Annotated in this window: 20 protein-coding genes, 1 tRNA gene and 1 pseudogene; 7 read left to right on the top strand and 15 right to left on the bottom strand. The window is 36.3% G+C overall.

The features are described 5' to 3' along the window. Positions 1-14: 14 nt before the first annotated feature. The 4 genes from RHTP_RS07675 to RHTP_RS07660 are packed head-to-tail and all read right to left on the bottom strand — an operon-like array spanning position 15 to position 4,094. Positions 15-995: a metal ABC transporter permease gene (locus RHTP_RS07675; RefSeq protein WP_138107533.1), complete on the bottom strand. Its 981-nt coding sequence runs from the start codon at positions 993-995 to the stop codon at positions 15-17. Beyond that, positions 992-2,320, bottom strand: coding sequence for a metal ABC transporter permease (locus tag RHTP_RS07670; RefSeq protein WP_244609543.1), 1,329 nt, complete (start codon positions 2,318-2,320; stop codon positions 992-994). The genes RHTP_RS07675 and RHTP_RS07670 overlap by 4 nt, the downstream gene beginning before the upstream one ends. Further along, positions 2,317-3,084, bottom strand: a complete 768-nt coding sequence (locus tag RHTP_RS07665; RefSeq protein ID WP_138107532.1) for a metal ABC transporter ATP-binding protein — start codon at positions 3,082-3,084, stop codon at positions 2,317-2,319. Before RHTP_RS07665 ends, RHTP_RS07670 begins: the two co-directional genes overlap by 4 nt. An 8-nt stretch (positions 3,085-3,092) precedes the next feature. Next, positions 3,093-4,094, bottom strand: a complete 1,002-nt coding sequence (locus RHTP_RS07660) for a metal ABC transporter solute-binding protein, Zn/Mn family (protein ID WP_138107531.1) — start codon at positions 4,092-4,094, stop codon at positions 3,093-3,095. 514 nt (positions 4,095-4,608) lie between these two features. On the opposite strand from RHTP_RS07660, the gene RHTP_RS07655 reads away from it, so the two are divergent. The 3 genes from RHTP_RS07655 (at position 4,609) to lepA (ending at position 8,988) form a co-directional block, all read left to right on the top strand. Beyond that, entirely contained in the window at positions 4,609-5,157 is a 549-nt protein-coding gene (locus RHTP_RS07655; RefSeq protein WP_138107530.1) for a hypothetical protein, read from the top strand. 305 nt (positions 5,158-5,462) lie between these two features. Next, the gene (locus RHTP_RS07650; RefSeq protein WP_138107529.1) at positions 5,463-7,049 is read left to right on the top strand and encodes an NTP/NDP exchange transporter; all 1,587 of its coding nucleotides are present in this window, start codon (positions 5,463-5,465) and stop codon (positions 7,047-7,049) included. A 130-nt stretch (positions 7,050-7,179) separates the two neighbouring features. Further along, positions 7,180-8,988, top strand: a complete 1,809-nt coding sequence (gene lepA, locus RHTP_RS07645; RefSeq protein ID WP_138107528.1) for a translation elongation factor 4 — start codon at positions 7,180-7,182, stop codon at positions 8,986-8,988. Between the two features lie 55 nt (positions 8,989-9,043). On the opposite strand, the gene RHTP_RS07640 is transcribed toward lepA, so the two are convergent. From RHTP_RS07640 to gnd, 3 genes are all read right to left on the bottom strand, one after another. Next, positions 9,044-10,279, bottom strand: coding sequence for an MFS transporter (locus tag RHTP_RS07640; protein ID WP_138107527.1), 1,236 nt, complete (start codon positions 10,277-10,279; stop codon positions 9,044-9,046). A 226-nt stretch (positions 10,280-10,505) separates the two neighbouring features. Continuing rightward, the gene (locus RHTP_RS07635; protein ID WP_138107526.1) at positions 10,506-11,135 is read right to left on the bottom strand and encodes a hypothetical protein; all 630 of its coding nucleotides are present in this window, start codon (positions 11,133-11,135) and stop codon (positions 10,506-10,508) included. Positions 11,136-11,650: 515 nt separating this feature from the next. Continuing rightward, positions 11,651-13,087, bottom strand: coding sequence for a decarboxylating NADP(+)-dependent phosphogluconate dehydrogenase (gene gnd, locus RHTP_RS07630; RefSeq protein ID WP_138107525.1), 1,437 nt, complete (start codon positions 13,085-13,087; stop codon positions 11,651-11,653). 89 nt (positions 13,088-13,176) lie between these two features. On the opposite strand from gnd, the gene RHTP_RS07625 reads away from it, so the two are divergent. Then, positions 13,177-13,250, top strand: a tRNA-Arg gene (locus RHTP_RS07625). Here RHTP_RS07625 and RHTP_RS09165 read toward each other — a convergent pair. The 6 genes and pseudogenes from RHTP_RS09165 to RHTP_RS07595 form a co-directional block, all read right to left on the bottom strand. Further along, positions 13,212-13,904, bottom strand: a complete 693-nt coding sequence (locus tag RHTP_RS09165; protein ID WP_138107542.1) for an N-acetylmuramoyl-L-alanine amidase family protein — start codon at positions 13,902-13,904, stop codon at positions 13,212-13,214. The two genes, RHTP_RS07625 and RHTP_RS09165, sit on opposite strands and share 39 nt — an antisense overlap. Positions 13,905-13,917: 13 nt before the next feature. Beyond that, positions 13,918-15,402 (bottom strand): UDP-N-acetylmuramoyl-L-alanyl-D-glutamate--2,6-diaminopimelate ligase, encoded by a 1,485-nt coding sequence (locus RHTP_RS07615; protein WP_244609542.1) that lies wholly within the window; start codon positions 15,400-15,402, stop codon positions 13,918-13,920. After that, positions 15,390-17,414 carry a peptidoglycan D,D-transpeptidase FtsI family protein gene (locus tag RHTP_RS07610; RefSeq protein WP_138107524.1) on the bottom strand — a complete coding sequence of 675 codons (2,025 nt, stop codon included), beginning with the start codon at positions 17,412-17,414 and terminating at the stop codon, positions 15,390-15,392. The genes RHTP_RS07615 and RHTP_RS07610 overlap by 13 nt, the downstream gene beginning before the upstream one ends. After that, the gene (locus RHTP_RS07605; RefSeq protein WP_212742870.1) at positions 17,414-17,776 is read right to left on the bottom strand and encodes a hypothetical protein; all 363 of its coding nucleotides are present in this window, start codon (positions 17,774-17,776) and stop codon (positions 17,414-17,416) included. Before RHTP_RS07605 ends, RHTP_RS07610 begins: the two co-directional genes overlap by 1 nt. Before the next feature lie 13 nt (positions 17,777-17,789). Then, positions 17,790-18,658: pseudogene (gene rsmH, locus RHTP_RS07600) on the bottom strand (16S rRNA (cytosine(1402)-N(4))-methyltransferase RsmH). 40 nt (positions 18,659-18,698) lie between these two features. Then, on the bottom strand, positions 18,699-19,232 hold the full coding sequence (locus RHTP_RS07595) for a division/cell wall cluster transcriptional repressor MraZ (protein WP_138107523.1): 534 nt from the start codon (positions 19,230-19,232) through the stop codon (positions 18,699-18,701). 224 nt (positions 19,233-19,456) lie between these two features. On the opposite strand from RHTP_RS07595, the gene RHTP_RS07590 reads away from it, so the two are divergent. The 3 genes from RHTP_RS07590 (at position 19,457) to dnaA (ending at position 21,928) form a co-directional block, all read left to right on the top strand. Further along, positions 19,457-19,957 (top strand): DUF5399 family protein, encoded by a 501-nt coding sequence (locus RHTP_RS07590; RefSeq protein ID WP_138107522.1) that lies wholly within the window; start codon positions 19,457-19,459, stop codon positions 19,955-19,957. A 9-nt stretch (positions 19,958-19,966) separates the two neighbouring features. Continuing rightward, complete coding sequence (locus tag RHTP_RS07585) at positions 19,967-20,362, top strand: tetratricopeptide repeat protein (protein ID WP_138107521.1); 396 nt, start codon at positions 19,967-19,969, stop codon at positions 20,360-20,362. 225 nt (positions 20,363-20,587) lie between these two features. Then, positions 20,588-21,928, top strand: coding sequence for a chromosomal replication initiator protein DnaA (gene dnaA / locus RHTP_RS07580; RefSeq protein ID WP_138107520.1), 1,341 nt, complete (start codon positions 20,588-20,590; stop codon positions 21,926-21,928). Here the strand turns inward: dnaA and RHTP_RS07575 are convergent. Then, positions 21,917-22,513, bottom strand: coding sequence for a hypothetical protein (locus tag RHTP_RS07575; protein WP_138107519.1), 597 nt, complete (start codon positions 22,511-22,513; stop codon positions 21,917-21,919). The genes dnaA and RHTP_RS07575 overlap by 12 nt on opposite strands. A 61-nt stretch (positions 22,514-22,574) precedes the next feature. Then, positions 22,575-25,595 carry a fibronectin type III domain-containing protein gene (locus RHTP_RS07570; protein WP_171005781.1) on the bottom strand — a complete coding sequence of 1,007 codons (3,021 nt, stop codon included), beginning with the start codon at positions 25,593-25,595 and terminating at the stop codon, positions 22,575-22,577. Between the last annotated feature and the right edge of the window lie 411 nt (positions 25,596-26,006).

Here is a 26,006-nt window from a genome sequence, read left to right as displayed (position 1 = left end):
ACTCATCTTAAATTCTAGTATTTTTGTGGTTTAGCTACTCTAAAAAGAGTGACGGATTCTTTTATTTTAATAAACAACAAAGAAGCGCAATAAATAACTGTGATCACAAATACAACAAGGCCAGCTGTTGATAAAGGCACATCATACACAGAGAGAAAATGCCTAGCCATAGCTACACTTACCACAGAAGAAAAAGATCCAATCATACAAGCGTAAATGATCATGGGCTTTAGACGTTTCGTGAAAATTCGCGCAATGAGCACAGGACCGACGAGTAAGCTTAACACCAATAAAACACCCACAGCCCGAAATGCTCCAATTACAGTAGCTGAGGTTAAAATCATTAACAGATAATGAAATAGAGAAGGTCTTACCCCTAAAACTGTTGCAAAGCACGGATCAAAAATAACCATTTTAAATTCTTTGAAAAAGATTCCTACTACAAATACATCCAATAAAACAACCCAAGCAATAAGCTTTAAATCATCCAAATGTAGAGCATCTACATTACCCATTACAGCTTCTATTCCTAAATGTGTACTCCTTGTATACATAGTTACAATCGTCACGCCTAAAGCAAAAAAAAGAGTAAATATAAGTCCAATGCTTGCATCTTCTTGTAACCTTAGTGAATGAATGAGAAATTGTGTGAGTACAGTTGTAAGTATGGCTGTGATAAAAGCTGCTAATAATAAAACGTAGATTCCAATGACAACTTGCATTTGTTGTTGAGAGAAAAAGGCCACAACTAGATAAGCCACGCTAATCCCTAATAAAACCGTATGAGATAAACTATTTGCTAACATAGTGCTTTTCTTTAAGACAAGCAAACTTCCCACAATTGCGCTTGCACAAGAGATTAAGCTCAATACAAAGATCTGCAGCTCATCAGACGCTATTTCTGCCAAAGGCAGCTGTCCGCTAAAAAAGAGAAATAAGCGTTGGATAAATACCGCAAAAAAGGAAAAAAAATCTTTTGCAAAATAGGGATTCATAAAGTTGTTTCCCTTGCCGGAATGGGTTGCAAATGAGGATCTTGTTTAGGATCATTTAAAAGCTCTGTAAGCTGAGCCTCTATCTCTGGACTGATGATGTGTTCCATTTCTTCGGCGCTTCGGTGTACTTTCTCTATACCCTGTCCTAAGTAAACTAGATAAGCTTCCCATAATCTGTGCAATCGTATAACTCTTGCTGCTCTTTGGATCCCATCGCTGGTTAAGTGATACTTAAAACCTGTTTTTTTTAGCCATCCCTGTTGTTTAAGATACCCTAGAAGAAATGTGGTATGAGCGTAAGACAAACTAGACTTTGCTTGTATCTCTTTTTTGGATAACCCTTCTTGGGTCTGCAATTTCCACAGTAATTTAAGCAGATTTTCTTCTTTGCAATTCCATCGAAACCTAGCAATTCGCCATAAGCGAAATATAAAACCTCTTTTAGGGCTAAAAAGTAAGGAGAAAAAAGCTAAAAATATAGCTGCTAATAAAATCATAGGTCCTGTTGGGAAAGAAAACCTCTCATTGCCAAACCATTTAGGTACTTCAAAAGATAAGTAATTGCCTAAAAATCCACTAACAGCTCCAAAAACAGCAGATAAAATAAATATCTTACTTAATCGGTTGCTCCATTGACGTGCAGCAACAGAGGGTGCAATCAACATACCGGACATCAAAACAACACCCACGCTTCGAATCCCAATGACAATCGCTAAGACAAGAAGAAAAAATAATATCGTTTCAATCAACCGTACAGGAGTATTTAAAACCCTTGAAAAATCTCGGTCAAACAAAACAAGAATAATAGGTCGATAGCAAAGCAAGATAATGGTTATAACAGTCAAAGTTAGACCTGTATAAATCCAAATATGAGAGCCAGTCATAGTAGCTACTTGCCCATAGAGAAACATTTGTGCCATTTTATAATAAATGACATTTGTCGTTTGCATACGACTTGCAAATAAAACCCCTATTCCAAAAAAAGAAGAAAGGATAAAGCACAGGGCTCCATCATCTTTTACTCTAGTTAATTTCTGCATCTTTTCGAGAAACCATAAACCTATACAAGCAGAAATAAATCCTCCGATTAAAACGCTTAAGGAAACCAAATCGTATTGTCCAGGAAAAAAAGTGGATAAAAAGAGTAAAGATAAAATAACCCCTGGATAAGCCGCATGAGATAGCGCCTCTCCTAACAAAGAGCGCTTGCGCATAAGAACAATGACTCCTACAAGAGCGCTTGATAAACACATCAGCATGCTAGCAATTGTTGGTGCTTGCAGGACAGGATCAGAAAAAAATTGCCACACAGAAGATAAAATCACGATACCCCTGTAGTCTTACTTTGTGTTAAATGAGCCGCCTCATCTAATAAAACATGAGATCTTCCAAAAGTACGCATAATCATATCAGAACAAAAAACCTCCTGCACAGGACCATTTGCAATCAAACAAGTATTTAATAAAATGGCCCAATCAAAATAGGTCTTTACAGTTGATAAATCATGATGCACAACAAGTAGGGTTTTCCCTTGTTCCTTGAGCTTATCCATTAAAACCACAATGGCTCTCTCTGTTGCTATATCAACTCCTGCAAAAGGCTCATCCATTAAATAAAATTCTGCTTCTTGCAGAAGAGCTCGAGCAATAAATAGCCTTTGTTGTTGCCCTCCAGATAATTGACTAATCTGCCTATCTGCAAAAATAAGCATCCCTACTAGTTCTAGTGCTTTTTTTGCAGCTTCTCTATCCGCTGCTTTAGGCCATTTCAAGTATCCTATCTTGTTATATCTACCCATTAAAACAAGCTCAAAAGCTGTAATGGGGAAATCCCAATCCACAGAAGAGCGTTGCGGCACATAAGCAATTTTATTACGAGATTTTTTGAAAGGCTGGTCCAAAAAACTAATGGTACCTGATAGAACATCAACCATTTCTAGCATGGCTTTTAAAAGGGTGCTTTTTCCTGCTCCATTAGGCCCAATAATTCCCACGAGTTTGCCTTTTGGAATAGTTAAGTTAATATCCCAAAGAACCGCTGTTTTTCCATAAGTCACTGTAAGATTTTCTATCTCAATAGCATTTTGCATGTAAGCCCTTAATTTTTTTCCCATTCTGAAAGAATTGCGCTTGTATTATGCCACATCATATCTAAATAATTATCAGCCCCACTACCCTTTCCTCCCATTGAATCACTATAAAGAGGAGATTTAGCCATGTGAACCTTGAGGCCTTTTTTCTGACAATCGTGAATAATCTTATTCAATGCATCTCGATTAACACTGGACTCAGGGAAAACCGTCTGGATGTGTTTTTCTAATAAAAAGTTTACAATGTATTGAATGTCGCTTGAGCTTAATTGACCATCCGGAGCTAAACCCTCTGGTGCATTTACTCGACTTTGCCAATACTCTTCATCTGGATTTGCCAAATAGGCTCGCGTAAAATAATTAAATGCATCATGACTTGTAACAAGATAACGTTGAGATGAAGGGATTTCATGCATCGCATCGCAAATCTTTTTATCCATTCTTTGCATTGCTTCTAAGAGATTCTCTGCATTATTCTTATAAAATTCTTCAGAATCAGGATCCAATCTAGATAATTCTTGCACGATGGGATCTATGATTAGGCTCCATAATGAGATATCCATCCAGATATGAGGATCTATTGTCCTTTCTATATAAATCATTTCTTCTGGAACCTGATGAGCCACTATATCTCCTAAAGCAATAGCATTCTTATGATTAAATAGGTGATTGCTTAAGCTAGCTCCATGTTCCAAGCCTAAACCATTATAAAACACAACAGTTGCCATCTGAAGCTTTTCATCATCCCCTTTGACCATTTCATAACTATGAGGATCTATTTGACCTGAAATAAGAGGCATGTGTAAAATTTTTTCTTTCCCAATTTGTCTTACAATATCATCTATCATGGCCACAGTAGACAATACTTTAATTTTATCACTAGTTTGCATCCACTGATTAAATACATTTGAGGATACCCCGGTTTTACTACAACAAGACAACAGGGAAAGACAAGTTAAACCCCCTATAAAAACAAAAAACCCGACTATTCTTATCCACTTATTAATCATTTAGACCAAACTCTAACTTTTTAAAAAAAGTCATTTTATCAATTACTGTCAGATTAGTAAACCTGTAATTATTTCTAAGCATTGAATAATCCTAAACCCTTATCCATTCAAAATTCAAATATAAAACTAAAACACTGAAGGATATTAGCAAAGTCAACAAACAAATGTCCTTATATATAAACGGCTTTGTTTTCAAATTGAATGGGAAGAAATTAGCAACATTTGTCTTAAAAAACTAAGCAGAATTTAAAAAAAATCTGAATAGATTAAATCTTCTTAGAGATTTCTTGTAAAATACAAATAATTATTGCAAAAAAAGAAACTTGTCATAAAATTAAAGGAAATTACTTTTCTATAAATTTAAAAGCCGTGTAGAGGATCTTAAATATTTAAAAAAGATAAATTCATAACTGTATTATAGTTGCCTGTAAAATTAAGATTGAAAATAAAGAAACAATTTAGTTTAATCTAAAGACTCAAAAGAAAACAATTTGCAACAAAAGGGACGCCTCTTATGAACCATAAAGAAGATATAGTCGAACATAAAACAAAAAACTTACGAGAAATTGAAGACGTTATTGCAAAAGCAATTAAAAAAGTCAATGGAAGAAAAGAGAACGATCTCTGTAAGTATTTACCCATGACATCAGGTGGCTATATGCATCATTTTACTTTAAGAAAAATGAAAACCCGCCAACCTCATGAACTTGGTTCTATGCTCGAAAAGTATATTATTAACTCAGAAAGACCTGCTGCTGTCCCTCCTAAACAACGCGCTGCTAGAGGCTCTCGCAAACGTCGTGATCAACTCACCTTTACCCGCAATCAAATTGAAAGAATGCTTAATATTGCTCGTTTAGCTGGAGATAAAGAAATGGTTTCCATTTTAGCCCCTAAAAAATCTTTAGCAACTTGTAAAAGAGAATTAATCGCCTCTATTCGCCATTCTAGAGTAGAGCCTGATTTGTGGAATGCTTATGTAGAGGCCCTCAATACTCAGCAAAACCCTCCTACCAATGCTTCCCTAATGGATATCCTCTCCGCTATGCAAGGCAACAAGTAGTTCTAATTAAGCACCTGTTTGTTGATTTTTTAACAACTTAAAAAGCAGGTGTTTTTTCTTATTTATCTCATTTTTAATGCTTTATATAGATAATTGGTCTTTTAAAAAAAATATTTACTTAAGTAAATAAACTCTTAATATTTCGTAAATTACCCTTGAAAAGAAATAAATTTGTGGTATAATTTATTAGTTATAACGTAGATTTGAAATGTCAAACTTTATTTGCTTAAAATCCTTTTAAGCCTATCGCAATCGACTTTTAATTTACAAAAAAATTGTTTTGAATCTTGTCTAAAGGAATATATATGTCAGAAACAAAAAAAACCGAATTTGGAAAATGGAGATCTTTTCTTTGGCCGGTGCATAACTTCGAGCTAAAGAAATTACTCCCTATGTTCCTCTTATTCTTCTTCATTAACTTCAACTATACAATCTTGCGAGATACTAAAGATGCGCTAGTTGTTACAGCTCCAGGCTCTGGCGCTGAAACCCTTCCCTTTCTAAAGGTATGGGCGGTTCTACCCATGGCCGTTCTTTTTATGATTGTTTACTCTAAATTGAGTAATATCTTTAGCAAACAAAAGCTTTTTTACTCCACGATTTCTTTTTTCATTGGGTACTTTGCTTTATTTGCTCTCGTATTTTATCCAAATCGTGAATTTTTCCATCCTGATGGGTTAGCTGACAAGCTACAAGCAATTCTTCCTCAAGGTTTTAGTGGAATGATCTCCATGTTTAGAAATTGGACCTTTTCCCTTTTCTATGTAATGGCAGAATTATGGGGCAGCGTAGCTATATCTTTACTCTTCTGGGGTTTTGCTAATGACATTACCAAAGTATCTGAATCTAAGCGTTTTTATACTTTATTTGGATTAGGGGCAAACGTAGCCATGCTCTTTTCTGGCCCTGCTATTATCTACTTTTCAAATATGCAAAAAGGACTTGCTGCAGGAATTGACGCTTGGGGGATTACCATAAATTACATGGTTGGCATGGTCTGCGTCTCAGGGCTTATTATTATGGCAATCTATAGATGGATCGATAAAAATGTCTTAACAGACAGTAGATTTTATGATCCTAATGAGCTTCGCCGTGCAAAAAAGGAAAAACCCAAAATGTCTCTCAAAGAGAGCTTTTTATTCCTAACTCGCTCTAAATACATTGGTTGCATTGCCGTTTTGGTAATTGCCTATGGAATTGCGATTAATTTGGTAGAGGTGACCTGGAAAGGGCAGCTGAAGCTCCAATACCCTAATGGCAATGAATATCAAGCCTTTATGGGACAGTTTTCCACAATTACAGGAGCGATAACCATCTTTATGATGTTATTTGTCGGAGGTAATGTAACCCGTCGTTTTGGTTGGAAAGTCGGTGCTTTGGTTACTCCGATTGTTCTATTAATTACAGGGGTAGGCTTCTTCTCATTTGTGATTTTCCGCGATTCTTTATCAGGGATGATTGCTCTATTGGGAACAACACCTTTAATGCTAGCTGTGATATTTGGAACCGCTCAAAACATCATGAGTAAATCTGCTAAATACTCCTTATTCGACCCTACAAAAGAAATGGCCTATATCCCTCTTGATCAAGAGTCAAAGGTTAAAGGAAAAGCTGCCATTGACGTTGTAGGAGCTAGATTAGGTAAATCTGGTGGCTCACTTGCACAGCAAGGGTTAATAGTAGCCTTTGGTTCTTTAGGAGCAGTTACTCCTTACATTGGTGGTATTTTGTTGGTGATTATCCTTGGTTGGATATTTGCAGCAAATTCTCTTGGTAAGCAATTTACAAAATTAAGCGCTGAGAAAGATGAGCAAGCCAAACTTGCAGCTGAATCTATTCCAACAGAAGCAGCTGTTAAATCAAATGTAGAGCAAGAGGTAACTACTAGTTAAAGTTTTACCTTTTATTATTTGATAAAAAAACCCCTTTTTCTGTTCATACGGAAAAGGGGTTTTTTATTTGAATTGAGCACTTTAACCAAAAGTAGTAGAATGGCATCGACTTTAATTCTTTAGGACTTTCATGTTTACATACAACCGCAAACAGATTCGCAATTTTTCTATTATTGCACACATCGATCATGGTAAATCCACAATTGCAGATAGATTATTAGAAATTACCAATACCATTTCTGCTCGTGAAATGCAGGATCAAGTTTTAGATGATATGGACCTAGAAAGAGAGCGTGGAATTACGATTAAAGCTCACCCTGTTACGATGTATTACCTGGCAAACGATGGTGAGCTTTATCAAATGAATTTTATAGATACTCCAGGACATGTAGATTTTTCCTATGAAGTATCTCGTTCTCTTTCTGCTTGCGAAGGCGCTTTGCTTGTTGTTGATGCAGCACAGGGAGTACAGGCTCAAAGTTTAGCAAATGTGCATTTAGCCATTGAGCGCGACTTAGAAATCCTGCCTGTAATCAATAAAATTGACCTTCCCTCTGCTGATGTAGAAGGGGTAAAACAGCAAATTGAAGATGTCATTGGATTAGATACATCTCATGCCATTTTATGTTCTGCTAAAACCGGGATAGGAATTAAAGACATTTTAGAACAAATCCTCATTTTTATTCCCCCTCCATCTGAGCCTGTCGATGATACACTTCGTGCATTGGTTTTTGATTCTCACTACGACCCCTATCGAGGCGTTATTGTCTATGTACGTGTCATGAGCGGAGAGATCCATAAGAAAACCTTGATTAAAATGATGGTTACAGACAAGGTCTTTGAAGTACTAGAAGTAGGTGTTTTCTCTCCAAAAGAAAAGCCTGTTGATGTACTAAGACCAGGAGAAGTGGGTTATCTTTTAGCAAATATTAAGAATACAGCCGATGTAAAAATCGGTGATACTGTTACCTCTTCTCGCAAACCTGCTATTGATCCTTTACCTGGGTTCAAGATGATTTCCCCTGTTGTTTTTGCAGGTATTTATCCAGTTGATTCTTCCGATTTTGAAATGTTAAGAGACGCTCTTTTCAAACTCCAACTCAATGATTCTGCTTTGCATGTAGAACAAGAAAGCAGCATGGCTTTAGGATTCGGCTTTCGTTGCGGGTTCTTAGGTCTTTTGCATTTGGAAATCATTTTTGAAAGGCTTCAAAGAGAGTTTCTCTTAGACATCATCACAACAGCTCCAAGCGTCGTCTATAAGTTTACCCTAACCGATGGTAAAAACCTGCTGATTGATAATGTAGCACATTATCCTGATCCTACTTTTATTGAGTATATTGAAGAGCCTTGGGTGATTTGTCATATTATGACTCATTCTGAATACTTAGGTGCTATTATGAGCTTAGGAATGGATAAACGTGGAGAACTTACCAAAACAGAAACAATCGATGCAAAAAGGCTACTATTAACTTATAGATTCCCCTTAAATGAAATTATTACCGATTTTAATGATAAACTGAAATCAGTTACTCGAGGCTATGGCTCTTTTGATTATGAGTTTGAAAAGTATGAGATCAGCGATATTGTAAAATTAGAGATTCGTGTTAATGAAGAGCCCGTAGATGCTTTTTCCTGTCTTGTTCATCGTACAAAAGCTGAAGGCAAAGGAAGAGCTATCTGTAAAAAACTAGTCGATGTAATCCCCATGCAACAATTTAAAGTGCCTATCCAAGCTGCCATTGGAGGGAAAATTGTAGCCCGTGAAACCATCCGTGCATTGACTAAAAATGTCACTGCTAAATGTTACGGCGGAGATATTACACGTAAACGCAAGCTATGGGAAAAACAGAAAGAGGGTAAAAAGAAAATGAAAGAAATTGGCAAAGTTAATATCCCTCAGTCTGCTTTTATGGAAGTGCTTAAAGCTGGTGATTAATTTAACAAAAACACCCAGATGACCTTATTGGGTGTTTTTATTAAATTAGAATTATTCATAAACTCTTTTGCCTTTCTTCTACTTGTACTCTTCCTTTAGAGAAATAGAACAATAAGATAAATCCACCCGTTCCTAGACAAAGTGCTATGGGAATTACCGATATACCATACACAAGAGCATAAGGTACATTAGGTCCGCCCATAAAATTAATGATGCCACCTATACTAGCATGAAAGGCATAGCCAAAGATCATAATGATCATATTGGCAACAGCTGTGGTTAATCCAGCCACCTGCTCGCGTACATAGGTTGAAGCTTTATAAATAGCTAAAATTTGATAAGCAGAGCACATTCCCACTAAGATAAAGCTCGCAGTAAGAATGCCAGGTGACAAATGCCAGAAAAGCATAAGGAAGAAACTGACAGCCATTGTGATTCCAGATCCGATAATTGTGCTTAGATTGCCCACTTTATCAGCAATCAAACTTAGCACAGGAGCTCCAAAGCACATACCCATAAAAATCATCGATGGTATACTAGCAGCTATTCTCCCATCAAACCCATAGACCTGCTTTAAAAATATAGTCCCCCATACATCAGCAAATCCTTCCAAAGGACCCACCATCATCCCTGCAAAAATACAGGACCCAATAACTCTCTTATTGCTTAATACTTCTTTAATGTCAGAAAGCACTGTTTCCTGTGAGCATTTTTTCATATCAGGAACGATCCAATAGGTAATAATTGCTAGCAATAATCCTAATACAGCAAATAATTGTATAACTGTTTGATAGCCAAAAACTTCTTTCATATAGCTCATAGGTCCTCCTCCATAGATTGCGCCTATTAAACCTATGGTTACAGAAAGACTTAACATACGAGGAAACAGTTTTTCATTAAACGTCATCCGAATGATCTTAAAGACTCCTAAAATCGCTGCAGAAGAACCAAGCCCTATTAAGAACCTTCCAGCAATCGGATAAACCCAATGCTTAGCAAAAAGAAGAGGCATTAACCCTACTAATGTACAAAGTATACAGGCCGTCATGATTTTCTTTGGACCATAGCGATCCAGCATAATACCAATGGGCAAATGCATGAGTGAATAACCAATGTAATAAACTCCAGAAAATTGACCAAAAGTTGCTGCACCTATGTCAAATTGCTGCATAATATCGTTCAACATAATGTTAGGCATAACTCTTAAAATATATTGGTACGCATAAAAGATGGATGCAACAATCCATACCGCCCATGCAATTGCGCGAGAGTTTGAAGACAATGCGTTCATAAAAATAATCCTTCGTCAAGATTTAGACTTTAGTTAGTAGCAAAAAAAATAGAGAAATCAAACATATAAATCTGTGCCTATTGGCACAGAAAAAGAGTAAAGAAAGAAATAGAAGCAACTTTTTCTGATAGATAAAAGTTGGAATGTAAATAGTCTTTTTTCGTATTCATGAAAAGATTCATATCACACCCTAGCAAAAACCAACAAGGGGAAAAATTATAATAGCCTATAACTTACGTATATTCTCGGCAACTTCTGTGGCATTTACTGCAGATACAACCAAATACTTATGCTCTTGAAAAAAAATTTGGCAGGTTTGAATATTTAGCCGTTGCAGTTTTTGAGTGATGCTTTCGACGTCAATTTCAGGAAGAATTTTTAATAAAGCATCAATGTAATGCCCTGTACGCTTAAAAGCGTTAAGCTTACTTTTAAAAAATTTACTTAAAAATGTGCAATGAGAATTATCTTCAATAGACACCGCTTTATAGGTTCTTTGTTTACTTTTAATTTCTTTTACAACTTTTTTGGCTAGTAATTTAATCTCTTTCTCATTGGATAAACAGTAGACGGAATCTTTTAATGATTCTTTCTTACTTAAGATTTTAAAAGCTGCCTCATCTAATTTATCATTGGAGCATTTTAGTAAATGCGGGAAATAACAAATGATATCATCTTGTAGATCTTGCTCTTTAAATCTAGCAATCAGATTATCAGAATGCAAAGCACCGATAGAAAAAATTAATCCCTTTCTTTCCTCGTGTAATCGCAATAAATTCTCTATAATGGTTTTCATTCTATAATCTTCATTTTGAACTATAGAAAAGTCTCTTTCTAAAAGATTACCTGAAAGCATATGGCTATAATCTTTGCTATTTATATCAACGCCTTTTATAAGGACTTTAAGCTGCTTTACCTCTTTGATTATATCTTTCAATAATAAAGATGCAGGCAGACCTTTAATTCTCTCTGCTATCTTACCAAAATCTTTAGAAGAAACATGTAACTGGATTAGATGAGCTAAGTCTTCAAAGTTTATATCGCTTAATTTATCATTAACCTGAACTTTTGCTTTTTTAAAAAACTTTTTTACATCAGAACATATTGTATTATCGCCTTTTAAAGAACACTCATGCCGAGCTGCTATTTCACTTTCGGTTAAATCATGACCAACTCCTTCCAGACATAATGTGTCTTACCCTTCTTTAACTAACTCAGGCAATAATTGCTTTACTAAATGCTTGGGAGTTTCATCCCAATGGCGCTCAAATATAACAACAATCGGTAGTGACATGGGTTTTTTGCCTTCTACGTAAAATTTAAGTTTTTTAACATTGAGATTTTGATTCCAAATCTTCTTCTCTGGTTGGGCTAAGAGGTTTTCTCTATCTTATTCCAATCGGTATGAAAAAACTGCCCGCGTGGTTTATCAGTCCTTTCATATGTATGTGCTCCAAAGAAATCTCTTTGTGCCTGAATGAGATTAGCTGGAAGATATCCACTACGATAACCATCAAAAAAAGCAAGTGCTGAACTAAAACAAGGAATAGGGATTCCAGCTTGCACAGCGGTGATGATTACCCTGCGCCAAGAAACTTCGGCATTGACAATGGCCTTTTTAAAAAAATCATCAAAAAGCAAGCTTGGTAGATCTGCATTTACATCGTACGCTTTTTTAATATCATTTAAAAATCCACTTCTAATAATGCATCCAGCTCGCCAAATAAGCGCTATTGATCCGTAATTAAGATCCCATTTCATCTCTTTAGCAGCAGCTCGCATCAACATAAAGCCTTGCGTATAACTGATGATCTTAGAGGCATATAAGGCTTGTTTTATATCTAAAATTAGCTGTTTTTTTGTACCGGTATAAGAATTGGTAACTTGAGGAAATAATTTCTGGGCTTGCAAGCGCTCTTCTTTTAAAGAAGATAAGCATCTTGCATAAACAGCTTCGGTAATTAAGCTAACAGGAACTCCTAAATCTAAAGCGCTGAAACCTGTCCATTTCCCCGTACCTTTTTGATTGGCTACATCTAGAATATGATCTAATAGCAGGGTTCCATCTTGCTCTTTTTGTAGAAAGATTTTAGCTGTGATTTCAATTAAGAAGCTATTTAAATAGCCTAGATTCCATTCTGCAAAAATATCATGTAATTCTTTTGGGTCATTACTAACAAATGTCTTTAGTAAAAAATAAGCTTCTGCAATCAGTTGCATATCTCCATATTCAATCCCATTATGCACCATTTTCACATAATGACCGGCTCCTCCTTCTCCAATCCATTCACAACAGGGAAGACCATCTTCCTTTGCTTTTGCAGAAATATTCTGAAAAATTTGTTTAAGGATGGGCCATGCTTGCTTGTTGCCACCTGGCATAATCGAAGGCCCAAATCTTGCTCCTTCTTCTCCTCCAGAAATCCCTGCGCCAATGAATAAAATTCCTTTTTTTTGCAAAAAATCGGTTCTTCTCTTTGTATCGGGATAGTGACTATTGCCTCCATCGATAATAATATCGCCCTGTTCTAGAAGAGGTAAACATTCATCGATTAGGTCGTCAACGGGACTACCTGCTTTAACCATGAATAATAATTTACGCGGCTTTTTCAAATTAGCAATCAGCTCTTTTAAGGAATACGTCCCTATGATTTGGGTTTCTCCAAGGCCTGATAAAAATTCTGTTACTTTTGTAGTGGTGCGATTAAATACAGCAACTCTATAGCCATGGTCATTCATGTTCAAGACAAGATTTTGTCCCATAACAGCTAACCCTATTAACCCCAAATCAGCTTTAGCCTCTGTCATTATTACTCCTTAAGAGTGTTTCTTCATATAAGCTTTTTAGTATACAGAATGGATGACAATTATTCAATCTTCAGACAAACTACTCTTTTGTCCTCGTAGCTCAGGAGGATAGAGCGGCCGCCTCCTAAGCGGCAGGTCGTGCGTTCAACTCGCGCCGAGGACATTTGTTGATCTTAAAATAGTTATCTACTCCTTGAGCAACCCCCAAGGCGATTTGATCAAGATACGCTCTTTGTCTTATTTTCTGTCTTTCTTGGGCGTTGGTAATAAAGCCTCCTTCAACAAGCACAGCGGGCATAGCAGTTTCGCGAATAACATGAAAGTTACCTGCTTTAACCCCTCTTGAATTAGCTTCTGTTTGATCGATTAGTCTAGTTAGGACACAATTAGCAAGCTGTTGGGAAGCTCTATTACGAGGAAGGGGTTTTGATGAATAATAAAAAACCTCTATCCCTTCTGCTTGTCTATTTTTCGAAGAGTTAAAATGGATACTTACAAAAATGTCCGCCTTGACCTGGCTGGCAATTTCCACACGCCGAACTAAAGGTATAAAGATATCCTTAGAACGGGTCATTATTACACGATAACCCAAATCCTCTAGATGTTTTTTTGTCAGTAAAGCGGTAATGATATTCACTCTCTTTTCTAAAAAATTGCCAAAGTTAGCTCCACTATCTTTTCCACCATGCCCAGCATCTAATACAACAAGAGGTTTTACGCATCCTGCTACTGTTGCATCAGAGTCATCAGGTAAAAATAAAAAAGAGAAAATAAACCCTACGCAAACTTTCCAGCGTATAAACCTAAATCTTTTCATGTAACTCCTTATCTCAATTGAAAACTGCAGTTTCGCAAGCTAGCTTAGCTATTAAACGATCATCAAATACTACGGACTGTTGAGAAAAGACCTGATAAGTTTCATGTCCTTTCCCTGCAATTAATACAATATCTTTAGAAGTACCTCTTTCTATTGCAGAAAAAATAGCTTCTTTACGATTTAAAATCGTTAATACTGTTTTTGGATTTTTACATCCCTTTAAAATATCATTTACAATTTCTTGAGGATCTTCTTGCCTAGGATTGTCTGTAGTTACAATTACAACATCCGCTAATTTTTCTGCAATACTGCCCATTTTAGCTCTTTTTTGACGATCTCGATTACCTCCACATCCAAATACAACAATTAATTTACCTTGTTTTATCTCTTTAAGAGCAGATAATACGCATTCAAGAGCATTTTCGGTATGAGCATAATCTACAAAAATGTGAAGGCCTTTTGAATTGTCCACTTTTTCTAAACGCCCCGGCACCTGATTAAATGATTTTAGGGCATATATAATTTTTTTCAAACAATATCCGTGAGATAAGCCAACTCCTACTGCAGCAAGAAGGTTATACAGGTTATGTTTGCCAATTAAATGAGAGACTAGTTTTGTCTTTTCTCCTTGATAATGAACAAAACATTCTATGCCCTCTGGAGTCAAATTCATCTGATTTGCATATAGGTCTGCTCTAGAATCCATACCGTAAGTGAGTAGATGGGCTTTAGTGTTTTTCATAATCTCTTCTACATAACCACTATCTAGATTAATAACAGCCGTTTTTGGGCCTTTATGTGCTAAGGGATTGAGTTGTGAAAATAATTTAAGCTTCGCCTGTAAATAGTTTTGTATAGATATGTGGTAATCTAGGTGGTCTTGGTCAAGATTTGTAAATACGGCAACATCAAATTCCACCTCCTTCACCCTACCTTGGTCTAAAGCATGTGAAGATACCTCCATCACACAACTTTTACATTTAGCAAGAGTCATATCATTAAAGAGTTTGAAATTAGTTAAAACATCAGGTGTAGTATGAGTAGCGGGGAAATGATGCTTCCCAATAATCCATTCGATAGAACCAATCAACCCACATAAGCTACCGAGCTTATCTAAAATATGTTTAACAAGACAAGCTGTTGTTGTTTTGCCATTTGTGCCTGTAATACCTACTAGAAATAGTTTTTCATCAGCAAGATGATAATACTCTTTTGCAAGTAGAGCCTCTATTGCATTCACATCAGGGTGGATGATTTGTACTACATCAGATAAGAAAGGATTATACAAATCAGTTAAAACAGCAGTAGCCCCAGCATTAATTGCTTCTGGAATAAACTCTGTTCCATCATGGGATAAACCCTTTTTAGCAATAAATAGATTGCCAGGCGCTACTAGTTTAGAATTTGCACAAATCCCTGTAATCTCTATTTCTTTTACACCTTTACATGTCTTTATTTTTAGGCGCTTAAGAAGATTTTTTAATTTTATCCGTTCCATTTTTTATATAATTCCAGTAAAGATCGACTCTCTTTTAGCCAATCCCCTTTTTCTTTATCATATCGAGGATCTTGAGGAGAATACCCATGGGGATCGTCTGGGGGTATACCAAGATATTCTAATGTGCGCAATCCAATCTCTCTAAAAGCAGGAGCTGCGCACCTGCCTCCGTGCTGGTTTCTTCCTACTCCAGGAATATATTTGTATTCAGGCTCATCAATCACAACCAAAAGCACAAAGCGAGGAGAAGAAACAGGAGCAAATCCAATAAAAGAAGAGATATGATCCTTTTTGGAATAGACCCCTCCTACAATTTTCTCAGAAGTTGCTGATTTTCCGACTTCGGTATATCCATAAATGTCTGCTTTGGCAGCTGATCCTCCTGGCTTTGTCACATATTTTAAAGCTTGCAAAACACGCTCTATAATCTCTTGTTCTAGTAACCTAGGAAAACCTTTTACTCTTTCTTGAGTTGTATTGTCAAAAAGAACTTCCTCTAAACCTTCTTTTTTTTTTCGAATAATTTTACGTACTAAGGTAGGTTTTACATCTTTTCCTCCATTAGCCAAAATAGCATATGCTCGTAGCATTTGTAGGCTATTTGCGGTAATATTATGACCAAAAGCCATGGAATAAGGCGTAGGAACAGACCAGTGCGCTTTTCCATTTTTAGATTTCTTTCCAGGCACAGGGAGGAACCCTGCGCTTTCAGAAGGAAGCTCAATCCCCGTTTTTAGACCAAAGCCAAAAATATCTTGCAGAGCATCTCTATACCATTGCTCTCCAAGCTCTGTAATCATTCTTTCCACTAGAATAGCCATATAAATATTTGAGGACTTTTGTAGTGCCATATACATATTCAAATAAGAATGAGAGCGCACGTCACGAATAGGTTTTTTTTTGCGCCCAGGAAAGGTCTTTCCTATCACTTTGATTTTTTCCTCTGGTGCAAATAAAGCAGGCTTGCCTTGTCTTTGTAACTCTAGATTAGCTCTAAGAGCTAGTGCTACTGTTAGCGGTTTCATCGTTGAGCCAGGCTCAAAAGGATCTGTAATAGCTTTTACTTTTGTATGCTCTATTAGATTTTCGTCATTAAAATACTTTTGACACTCTCGAGGATCAAACCACGGGTACTGCGCCAATGCCCAGATTTCTCCTGTATGAGGCTCCATTAAAACAGCCCACCCGCTCTTTGCATTAGCAAGTTTTACAGCCTTATAAATTTCTTCTTCTACTAAAGCTTGCAAATGATGATTAATCGTTAAATGTATATCCGCTCCATTTTCTGGTTCTGCAATGACCTCTGCTGTCTCCAAAGAATGACGGGGTGAGCGTAAAATATAACGCTTCCCCTCTTTACCTTGTAAAATGGTGTTAAAAAATAACTCCATGCCACCTGTTGGTATGGTTTTTTGACTCTTTTGATCTTTTTCTTGTCGGACCGTATGCAAAACTTGGCCTAGTAGTTTTCCAAAAGGATAAGAGCGTTGATAATCTTGAATAAAAAAGAGTGCATTTCGGGCAATTTTATGTGTTTTAGCAAAGCTAAACCACCACTCTTGAAGCATGTTTTTTTGTTTTTGACTCAGCCACATCGCAAGCTTTCGTGAACGAGTATTGAGCTTCAAGTGCTCTTGGAGCTTTTCTGCTTCTATCTTATTTAAAAGACAAATATCAGCAATTTTATCAGCAATTTCTTTTCGATGAGAGCTAGGGATGGATTTAGGGTCAGAATATAAATGAAATTTTAAAATATCGATAACAAAAGTTTGAGGATTTTCTGGATGTCCTTTTTTTAAAGCTGTATTAGAATAAAATACGCCTCTTTTACAAGGCTCTGTAACCAGCAGTTGATGTTGAGTACGAGCCATTTTCTCCCATTTCTCTCCTTCTATAATTTGCAGATGAAAAAACCGAAGAATAAGTACAGAAAATAAAAGAAAAAGTCCCCCAAAAATCCATACTAGGCGCTTGTAAGCTACTAGCCAAGGCAAGGGATTGTTATCCAACATTATTGCTTAGCCCCAATCGCAAGATTCCATTTAAGGATGGGAAGGTCTTTTTCTTTTTCTATGGGGGATTTTGGTAAGATAACCGCTTCAGAAACGGTCAAAACCTCTTGCAAAGTTGGATATTTTAGATGACTAAATTCACTACAACGCGCTAGCTGCATAAGATGTTCAGGACTCTCAAAAAGATCAATCTCATATTTTAAGCGATTATTTTGTTCCTTTAACTTGTTGAGTTCAGAAGAGAGTATAGGAATTTCTAACCGCAGACGAGTCACTGCATTTTGTGTATTTACATAAGAGCAAAGACAGCATCCAAAAACCCCTATACAGCAAGCTAATTGAATGAATACTCTCTTTAACATGATTGTTTGATCCCTATATTTTCTCCGCTACACGCATTTTTGCACTTCGAGCTCTAGGATTTGCACGCATCTCTTTTTGAGTAGGAACTACTGGTTTTTTTGTCATTAAATGCAAAACCGGCTCAGAAACACGGGATTTAGATCGATCCGATGCTTGCCTAAAAATATGCTTTACGATACGATCTTCCAAACTATGAAAGCTAATAACACCCATAATACCACCAGAGGAAAGATATTGGATTGCTTTGGTAATTCCTTCGGTGATTCCTTCCAACTCATGATTTACACACATGCGCAAAGCTTGAAAAATCAAGGTTGCAGGATGCAGTTTGCCTTTCAGAAGCGTCTTCAAAGAAGAAGAAATGGTATCAGCCAATTGCGTTGTGGTTTTAATGACTCTCTTGCGTCTTTCTTCCACAATCGCCCTAGCAGCTCTTTTCCAACGCGGCTCTTCGCCTAAACGAAATAGCTCACCTAATTGTTTTTCTGTCCAATGGTTTACAATTTCCATGGCAGTAAGAGAAGATGAAGGATCCATTCTCATATCAAGAGGCCCCTCCTCTGAAAAACTAAAACCTTTACGCCCTTTGTCTAGTTGCATAGAAGACACTCCTAGGTCAAAAAAAAACCATCCACATGTTGAATGTTTCTTTCGTTTAAATACTGGTCAAGGCTTGCAAAATTCCCTTGAATAAGCTCTACCTTATCTTTCCAGGGCTCAAGCACTCTAGATGCAATCTCCAGAGCTTCCGGATCTTTATCACAACCGATAAATCTCTGAATCTCTGGATGCGCCTCTAAAATGGCTTTGGCATGCCCCCCTGCTCCCAACGTTCCATCAAAAAAAGTGGACAGTTGTGAATTTTGAAAAAAGTGTAACATTTCCTCTACCAGAATCGATACGTGTTCTATTTGCAGTCGATTATGCGTCATCCATTTCCTCTTCTGGTTTTTCGAGTAAAGCAAATGCTTCTTCTGTTAATTTGGCTAAATTCATATCCACATCTTTACCGCTTAGCACAGCCTCAAGCTGTGTATCGTATTGCTTTTTCGGCCAAATTTCAATTTTATTAAGAACTCCTGCGATTACAATTTCAGATGTAATTCCTACCGCTTTTTTCAAAGTTGGCGGGATATGCACCCTTCCAATTTTATCGCATGTGGTTTGGTATAGTGTGGAAAAAAACAATGTGAAGAATTTTTGATACTGGCCCAGGTGCGATTTTTGCTGAAATTTAGCCACAATTCTTTGAATATCGCTTTGACGATAAATAGCTAAACATCCCCCTAATCCAAGACCTAGACTAAACTCTAATACACCATTTTCCACCAAACCAAAGCGCATCCCTTGAGGAAGGACAAATCTTCCTTTTTCATCAATTTTAGTTGCTGTTGACCCACTAAAAAAGAACTTGTGCATAAGGGTACTTGGCCTACCATTCCCACATTTTCCCACAATCTATCACTAAAACATAAAGTTGGCAAGAATCTTAAGTAAATTTTAGTAAAAAACGTCGTTCTAAAACGCTAATTGTTAATTATTAAAAATAAATTATTATTAAAGGGAAATTGGTGGAAAAGAGATTTTTTCTATCCTAAAACCATCGATCTATTGATAATTTAAACGCAACATGGCAAATCTCTTAAATAAGAGTATAAAACAACTTTAGGTAAACAGTTATGCCGCCACGTACAATTGACAATTTGGGAATTGAGGTTTCGACTCGTTATGCAGAGGACTTAAGAGAGCTCGATCAGAAACTGCTGATTGAAGCTCGCGGCATTCAAGAACAGACAGAAATAGAGATTACCCATCCCTTTTTTCTAACAGAGTTAGAGATTCTGCTCGAACCTCAAAAACAACAGACTTGGGCAACTTTCACTCCTCCTCAAGGATATTCCGAGCTAAGAAAACGATTTTTTATGTTTCAGTTGATTCCTTCTTTAGGATCGGAGGAAAAACATGAAACACAAACACAAAAGATCGTTTCTCTGAAAACCTTTTCCAGAAAAAAAAGAGATGATCAACAGCAAGAAGAAGAATCAGATCATTCCGATCCTGAAAAGGAATATCATGAAAAAGAGAAAAAAACACTCATCTCTGTTTTACAAACCATTATGCATTTAGATAAAGAAATTCAAGAAATCAACGCTCGAAGAGGGCAATATCATAAAGGCTAACTTACAACCATGAATCAAATCGATTGGATATCTATATTAGGATGGAGTGACGAAGAGCTCTCCGATTTACGTTTTGTCGGCTACTCTTATATCAAACAAGGCAAATACGATATTGCCATCACTTTTTTTGAAGCACTTATTACTTTATCTCCTTCTTCCATTTATGATCTTCAAACCCTTGGTGCTTTATATCTACAAAAAAACAATAACCTAATGGCTTTAAATTACATTGAAAAGGCGCTTAAACTCGATCCTCTTCATCAACCCACTCTACTTAATCGAGTAAAAGTTCTATTTGCTTTGGGTTATAAAAAACAAGCATTAGCTCAAGCAAAAGAACTCGAAAAAAGTCAAAATCCTGAAATAATAAATCAAGCTACAGCGCTTGTCATAGCGTATAGCTAATTTATGCCAAACGACTTTGAAACCCTTTTTTTTAAATAAAAGAGTTTAAACTATTTTTTTTCCTTTCCTGCCATTTTAAGACTTAACTATTTACCTCTTTGATCATCCAAACCTGAGCAAAAATCTATTGCCAGCTTTGTTCATCAATGTTAACTTGACGACATAAAAGATAGCCCAGAAGTATCTGTGGAAAGTTTGTTCATAAGTATAATTAATTAGGAATCTATGTTGACAAAAACACCGCAAGAAGCATGGTCGGAATTTTTAGAGACTGTTGAAAAACGATGTTCTACCACAGAATTTCAGAACTGGTTTGCTCCGATTCGCATACGAGAAGAAGTTACTGAAGAACTCTGTCTTGAGGTGCCAAACATTTTTGTTCAAGAATACCTCATTAATAATTACAAAAAAGAACTCAGCTCTTTTCTATCAGTAAAAGCAACAGGTGAACTTAGCTTATCTTTTACCATTTCAGAAACAAAAAAAACAGATCCGCTACCACAATCTCCTTTGACTCTAACTGCCCCTTCTTCTCAACATACCGTAGAAGTAAAACTCAACCCTAATTATACATTTCAGCATTTCATTGAAGGTCCTTCGAATCAATTTGTAAAATCTGCTGCTGTAGGAATTGCCACTCGTCCCGGTAAATCTTACACTCTTATGTTTATTCATGGAGGTGTGGGCTTAGGTAAAACCCATATTTTACATTCGATCGGTCATCAAGTAAGAGAAAGACACAAAAAGCTACGCGTTTATTGTATTACCACAGAAGCTTTCATTAATGACTTAGTTGATAACTTACGGAATAAATCTTTAGATCGCATGAAGCGGTTCTATCGCTCTTTAGATGTTTTACTCGTAGACGATATTCAGTTTTTGCAAAATCGCCCTAATTTTGAAGAAGAGTTTTGTAATACTTTTGAGAGCTTAATCAATCAAGGAAAGCAAATTGTAATTACTAGCGACAAACCTCCAGGACAACTCAAACTATCTGAAAGATTGATTGCAAGAATGGAATGGGGACTTGTAGCCAATGTAGGAATCCCCGATCTAGAAACACGAGTAGCCATCCTGCAACACAAAGCAGAACAGAAGGGATTTCGTCTTCCTCAATCGATTGCATTTTTTATTGCAGAGCACATCTATAACAACGTACGCCAACTTGAGGGTGCTATCAACCGCCTCAATGCGTATTGTCGCTTGATGAAACTTGATGTCACACAAGAAGTTGTAGAAAGCACCTTAGGTGAGTTATTTCAAGCCTCTTCACACAAAAAAATCTCTGTAGATAATATCTTAAAAAGCGTAGCTACCATTTTTGGAGTACGCATTAGCGATTTAAAAAGCTCTGTTCGCTCAAAAGATGTTTCCTTCCCAAGGCAAGTTGCTATGTATCTTGCTAAAGAACTCATTAATGATTCTCTTATGCGCCTTGCTTCTGCTTTTGGGGGGAAAACCCATTCTACCCTTTTACACGCCTGGAAAAAAATTGCAGGCCTTGTGAAAAAAGATGAAAGACTACGTCGTCAAATCGACATGGCTAGACGCAATCTAGAAGCTTGAAGGTCCAATCAAGGTAAACCCCATTAAGGTTTTAGGGTTCACTTTTTTTACTACTTGCAGGCTTTTTTCATAGCTCTGATCTTGTCGAAAACCTATTAATAAAACATGACTATTTCGCAGCTTCTTTAAAAAAAATCGCCTATGCGGCACATGTAAAATTTTACTTATTTCTTTTGCTAGTAAAACGGATAATTTTTTATGTCTATATAAGTTAGGTACAATATAATCAGGTAAGGAGAAGTCCTCTCTTATATACTGATAAGCCATAAGCGCTGCCACGGCTGGAACTCTGTAGTATTGTCCGTTGAGAATCTTTTCTAATAAAACACAAATAGGTCCTTCTTGCTCACTGACATATGCTTGTTTTACGCTGGCTTGCTGTATACAAGACAAACAATAGGGCTCAAGGCAAGCAGAAAAGCAACAAGAGCACCGCTCTTCTTTTCCTAAAATATCGATTAAATCAAAACACTCTTTACAAAAGATGTGTTTTTTAGAATGACAGAGTTTATGGCAATAGATGCAAATAGAGGGATAACAGATCTGTTGAATGGTGCTTGTTAAATTCTTTAAAAGAAATCTCATTACAATACTCTTAAAAAAACACTCTAACTGGATTTGTTTCCAGTTAGAGTGTCTGTTTTAACTAGTCATCGATTTTTATAACAACTTGTTTTGTTTCTAGAATATTTCCAGAGCTATCTCGAGCTTCTACTGTATAAGTATACTCCCCTGATTCAAGCTCTAAGGTATCCGTAAATTCCTTAGGCTGCCCTTTAAGTATATATCTTATAAAATTACCATCGCGAGAAATTCTATAGACCTGAAGTCCTTCATCTTCATCCAAGAATTCCCAGCTAAGTTTGACTATATTTGATGCATTTACATAAGATCGTAAATAATTTTCCTTCATGACTACAATCTCTCTAACAGCTGGCTGTATTTCCAAAGAGCTCCCATTTTCATCCAGAGGTTCTACTTTATAAGTATAAGTTCCTGGAGCAAGAAGCGTTGTATCTGAAAGTCTAGTAGTGTCTTTAGATACTTGCATTATGCAAGTGTTATCACGATATACGTTATAAAACTCAATAGAACCGATCTCCTCTCCTAAAAATGCCCAGTTTAATTCAAATACATCTGGTGTGATTTTCTCTACTTGTAAATAAGATGTGGTAACTTCAAATTCTACAGAATACGGTTCATATTCCCTGTCATTTTGATCATTGGCAACTATTTGATAAACATGCTTTCCCAAAAGATTTTCTTCTTGAATGTTAATTATATACTCTCGTGTATCTGCGGGTAAAACAGTTAGAGGTTCATTACATATCAGAACTTCATAGTTTTTTATATCTTGAGCACTATCAGGTATCCAAGACAATAAAACTTCATTTGTTGAATTGCGTTTAACTTGAGCTTGTAAAATAGGCTGCTGTTTTTCTTGTATAAGCACCTGGTTTTGCAGCGTTTTAATTTGCTCTAAGAGTAAAGTGTATTTATCAATAGATACTTCATTAAGAAGTGTAAAAAATTGCTCTGCTGCATGCAGAATTGCTGTTAAACACTGTTTTTCATCTATAGTTACACATTGATCATCTATTTGAAATTCAACTGTATCTTGTTCTTTCTTCTGCAGAGAAACTACTATGGGTTGATCTGGGAAATAAACCTTAGCTTGACCTTCTTTTACATATTGAGCAACCATTGTGAGCAAATAATCCCATAATATGCGTACATTATCAAAACATCTAGGAGATAGCAAAGATTGGCCGTTGGCTACTACATCAATCATTCCATTTAACATTTCCACTGACTCATCATCCCAAGTAATAATAGAGTTTTGTACGATAACACTACTTGGTTCTTTTTCACTAATAGGCGTGTAATGCTCTTCCGGATGCTCGCTTAAATCATTTAAATCAGATACCTCTTCTGAAAGAAGATGGGTATAGAGTGCAAACGAATCTATCCCCTCTGCTGACTCACCATTTACTATAAATGGCTGACTATACAGTATGCGATGCCCTCTGGGAACAAACACTAAGATCCGATAAATATAATCTTGATCAGACTCTACTTCATTGTCCTCAAATGAGTTTGTATTAAGAGTTGCTAGAATTTTCTCATTTCTTAAAACTTTATAGGTAATTTCTTGATTTTCAATAGTAACAGGATCCCACTCTAGCAAAATTTTACGATCTGCAGTTGTTGCTTTTAGATTGGTTATCATGTTAGCGCCCACTTTTAAGGGCATACTTTCTTCTCTATTACCTTCGCTGTCTGTAAAGGCAATTTTATATTCAGTCCATACACTCTCATCCGGTTGATGGGTAAATGTAGTAGAATCACCTTGTGTAACTAATTCATTGTTTTTATAGAACTCATACTGCTTTGTATAAGCAAAAGGCAGCTGAAAGCTACGATCTGTGATTGTTTTCCATGTAAAAGTGATGAGATCCATCGAATTCTCTGCATTTGAAAAAGCTAAAGATAAAAGCCTAAGAGGTCTTAAGCTTTTTTTAATATCATCACGAGTAACTATTGGCCCTAAAACTGTTTTTGCTTCTTGAGAGGGCGTATTTATAGAATTTAAACCCCGTTCTATAATTGGAGATGGATTCAAAAAGTTTTCCATACCTAATGTAGAGGGTTTGTGTTTCTGACTTCTAAAATAATCTCTAAATAGCTTGGGAAGGTTCAGATGTTTTACTATGGATCTAGTAGCTGCTCGGATCCTTTGCGCTGTTCCTGCTGCGCGTCTTCTTCTTGTAGGCGAAGGAAGAACTTGCACTTCATATTTCTTACCCAATGGATATGCTTGCACAATATCTAAGGGTTTATTTAGACCCATATTCTTTTTATAACCTACTACTAGTGGTATGTTGTTTTTTGCCCTTCCTTCAATTTGCAAGAATTTTATACCTAATTCAGCATTTGAACGGGTTTTACTAATGGGGTTTTCAGCTACTTCTTTAATCATATTTTTGATTTCAATATCTGTAGTTCCTCTTGGGAACATACTTTGTTTTTCTTTTACAGATCCATCGTGATAGTCATATGTATGCCTTCGTAATATATGTTCCATTCCTGTATTTGGTTGATTGTCAATGTTCCATTGCAATCTAAAGTGCCTAAAACTTTTCAGTGTTTCTTGAGGATTTGTACAGCTAAGGGGGCTATAATTAGATTTGAGACCCTGCAATAATTTATAACGGTCATTGCTCTGTGTTGGAGTAGGAGCATATGCAATAGGCAGGCCAGCTACAGGAGGAACTACGGGTTTTTTCTCTACCTTTACTTGTTTAGGAGGACTAGCTTGAGCAGCGGTAGGAGAGGGCCGTTTTCTGCTTGCATCTGTAGATTTTCTCCCCTCAGGGCTTGCATCTCTTGCACTTAAGGAAAGCCGTTCCAAATTTGGCGCTGTTGCAGTTGACTCTTGTGGAACCTGTAAACGCCTTGGAGTAGGTCCTCTTCTTTTTGGTGGTTTCCTACGTACTCTAATTAACTTTTTTTCTTGTGGAGATGGTTGCTCTTCTTCCACAGTCTCTGTATATATCACCTTTTCTTGTTCCACATTTGGTTGGCTACCAAACACAAAAGCTGTAGGTAAAATGAATAGATAAAAATTAAAACGAACAAACAACTTAACTATGAAATTAATAAACATAGCGCACATGCCTTTTTATTTTTTTAAAAAATTTATATTTTGTAATTATTTTATTAAACAGATGAATCTATCTTAGTTTATTATTAACACAGGTTAAATTTATAAGACTAAGAATTTAAAATGATTAGATAAAAAACATATTCTTTTAATATATTTAAAGTTTTATAAACAGTTATTATAAAAATCACTCGTAAAAAAAATAAAGGTTTTTAGATGAAAGAAAAAGCACTCTAACCAGGAACCTATCTTGAATTGAATATTAATTTTCGCTATGATGCATGATCTTTTTATTTTTTAACCAAAGACAGATGACATGAGCAAGCAAGGATTAAATGAAGAACAGTTTAAAATACTCGAACCCCAAATGGAAAAATGGGTAAATCGCAATCATTATGGAAGAAAATTAGCGCC

The sequence above is a fragment of the Candidatus Rhabdochlamydia sp. T3358 genome (assembly GCF_901000775.1).
In the GTDB taxonomy this organism is placed as follows: Bacteria; Chlamydiota; Chlamydiia; order Chlamydiales; family Rhabdochlamydiaceae; genus Rhabdochlamydia.
Note: the sequence above shows the minus strand (reverse complement) of the source record. Positions and strands in the feature narration are given on the sequence as shown.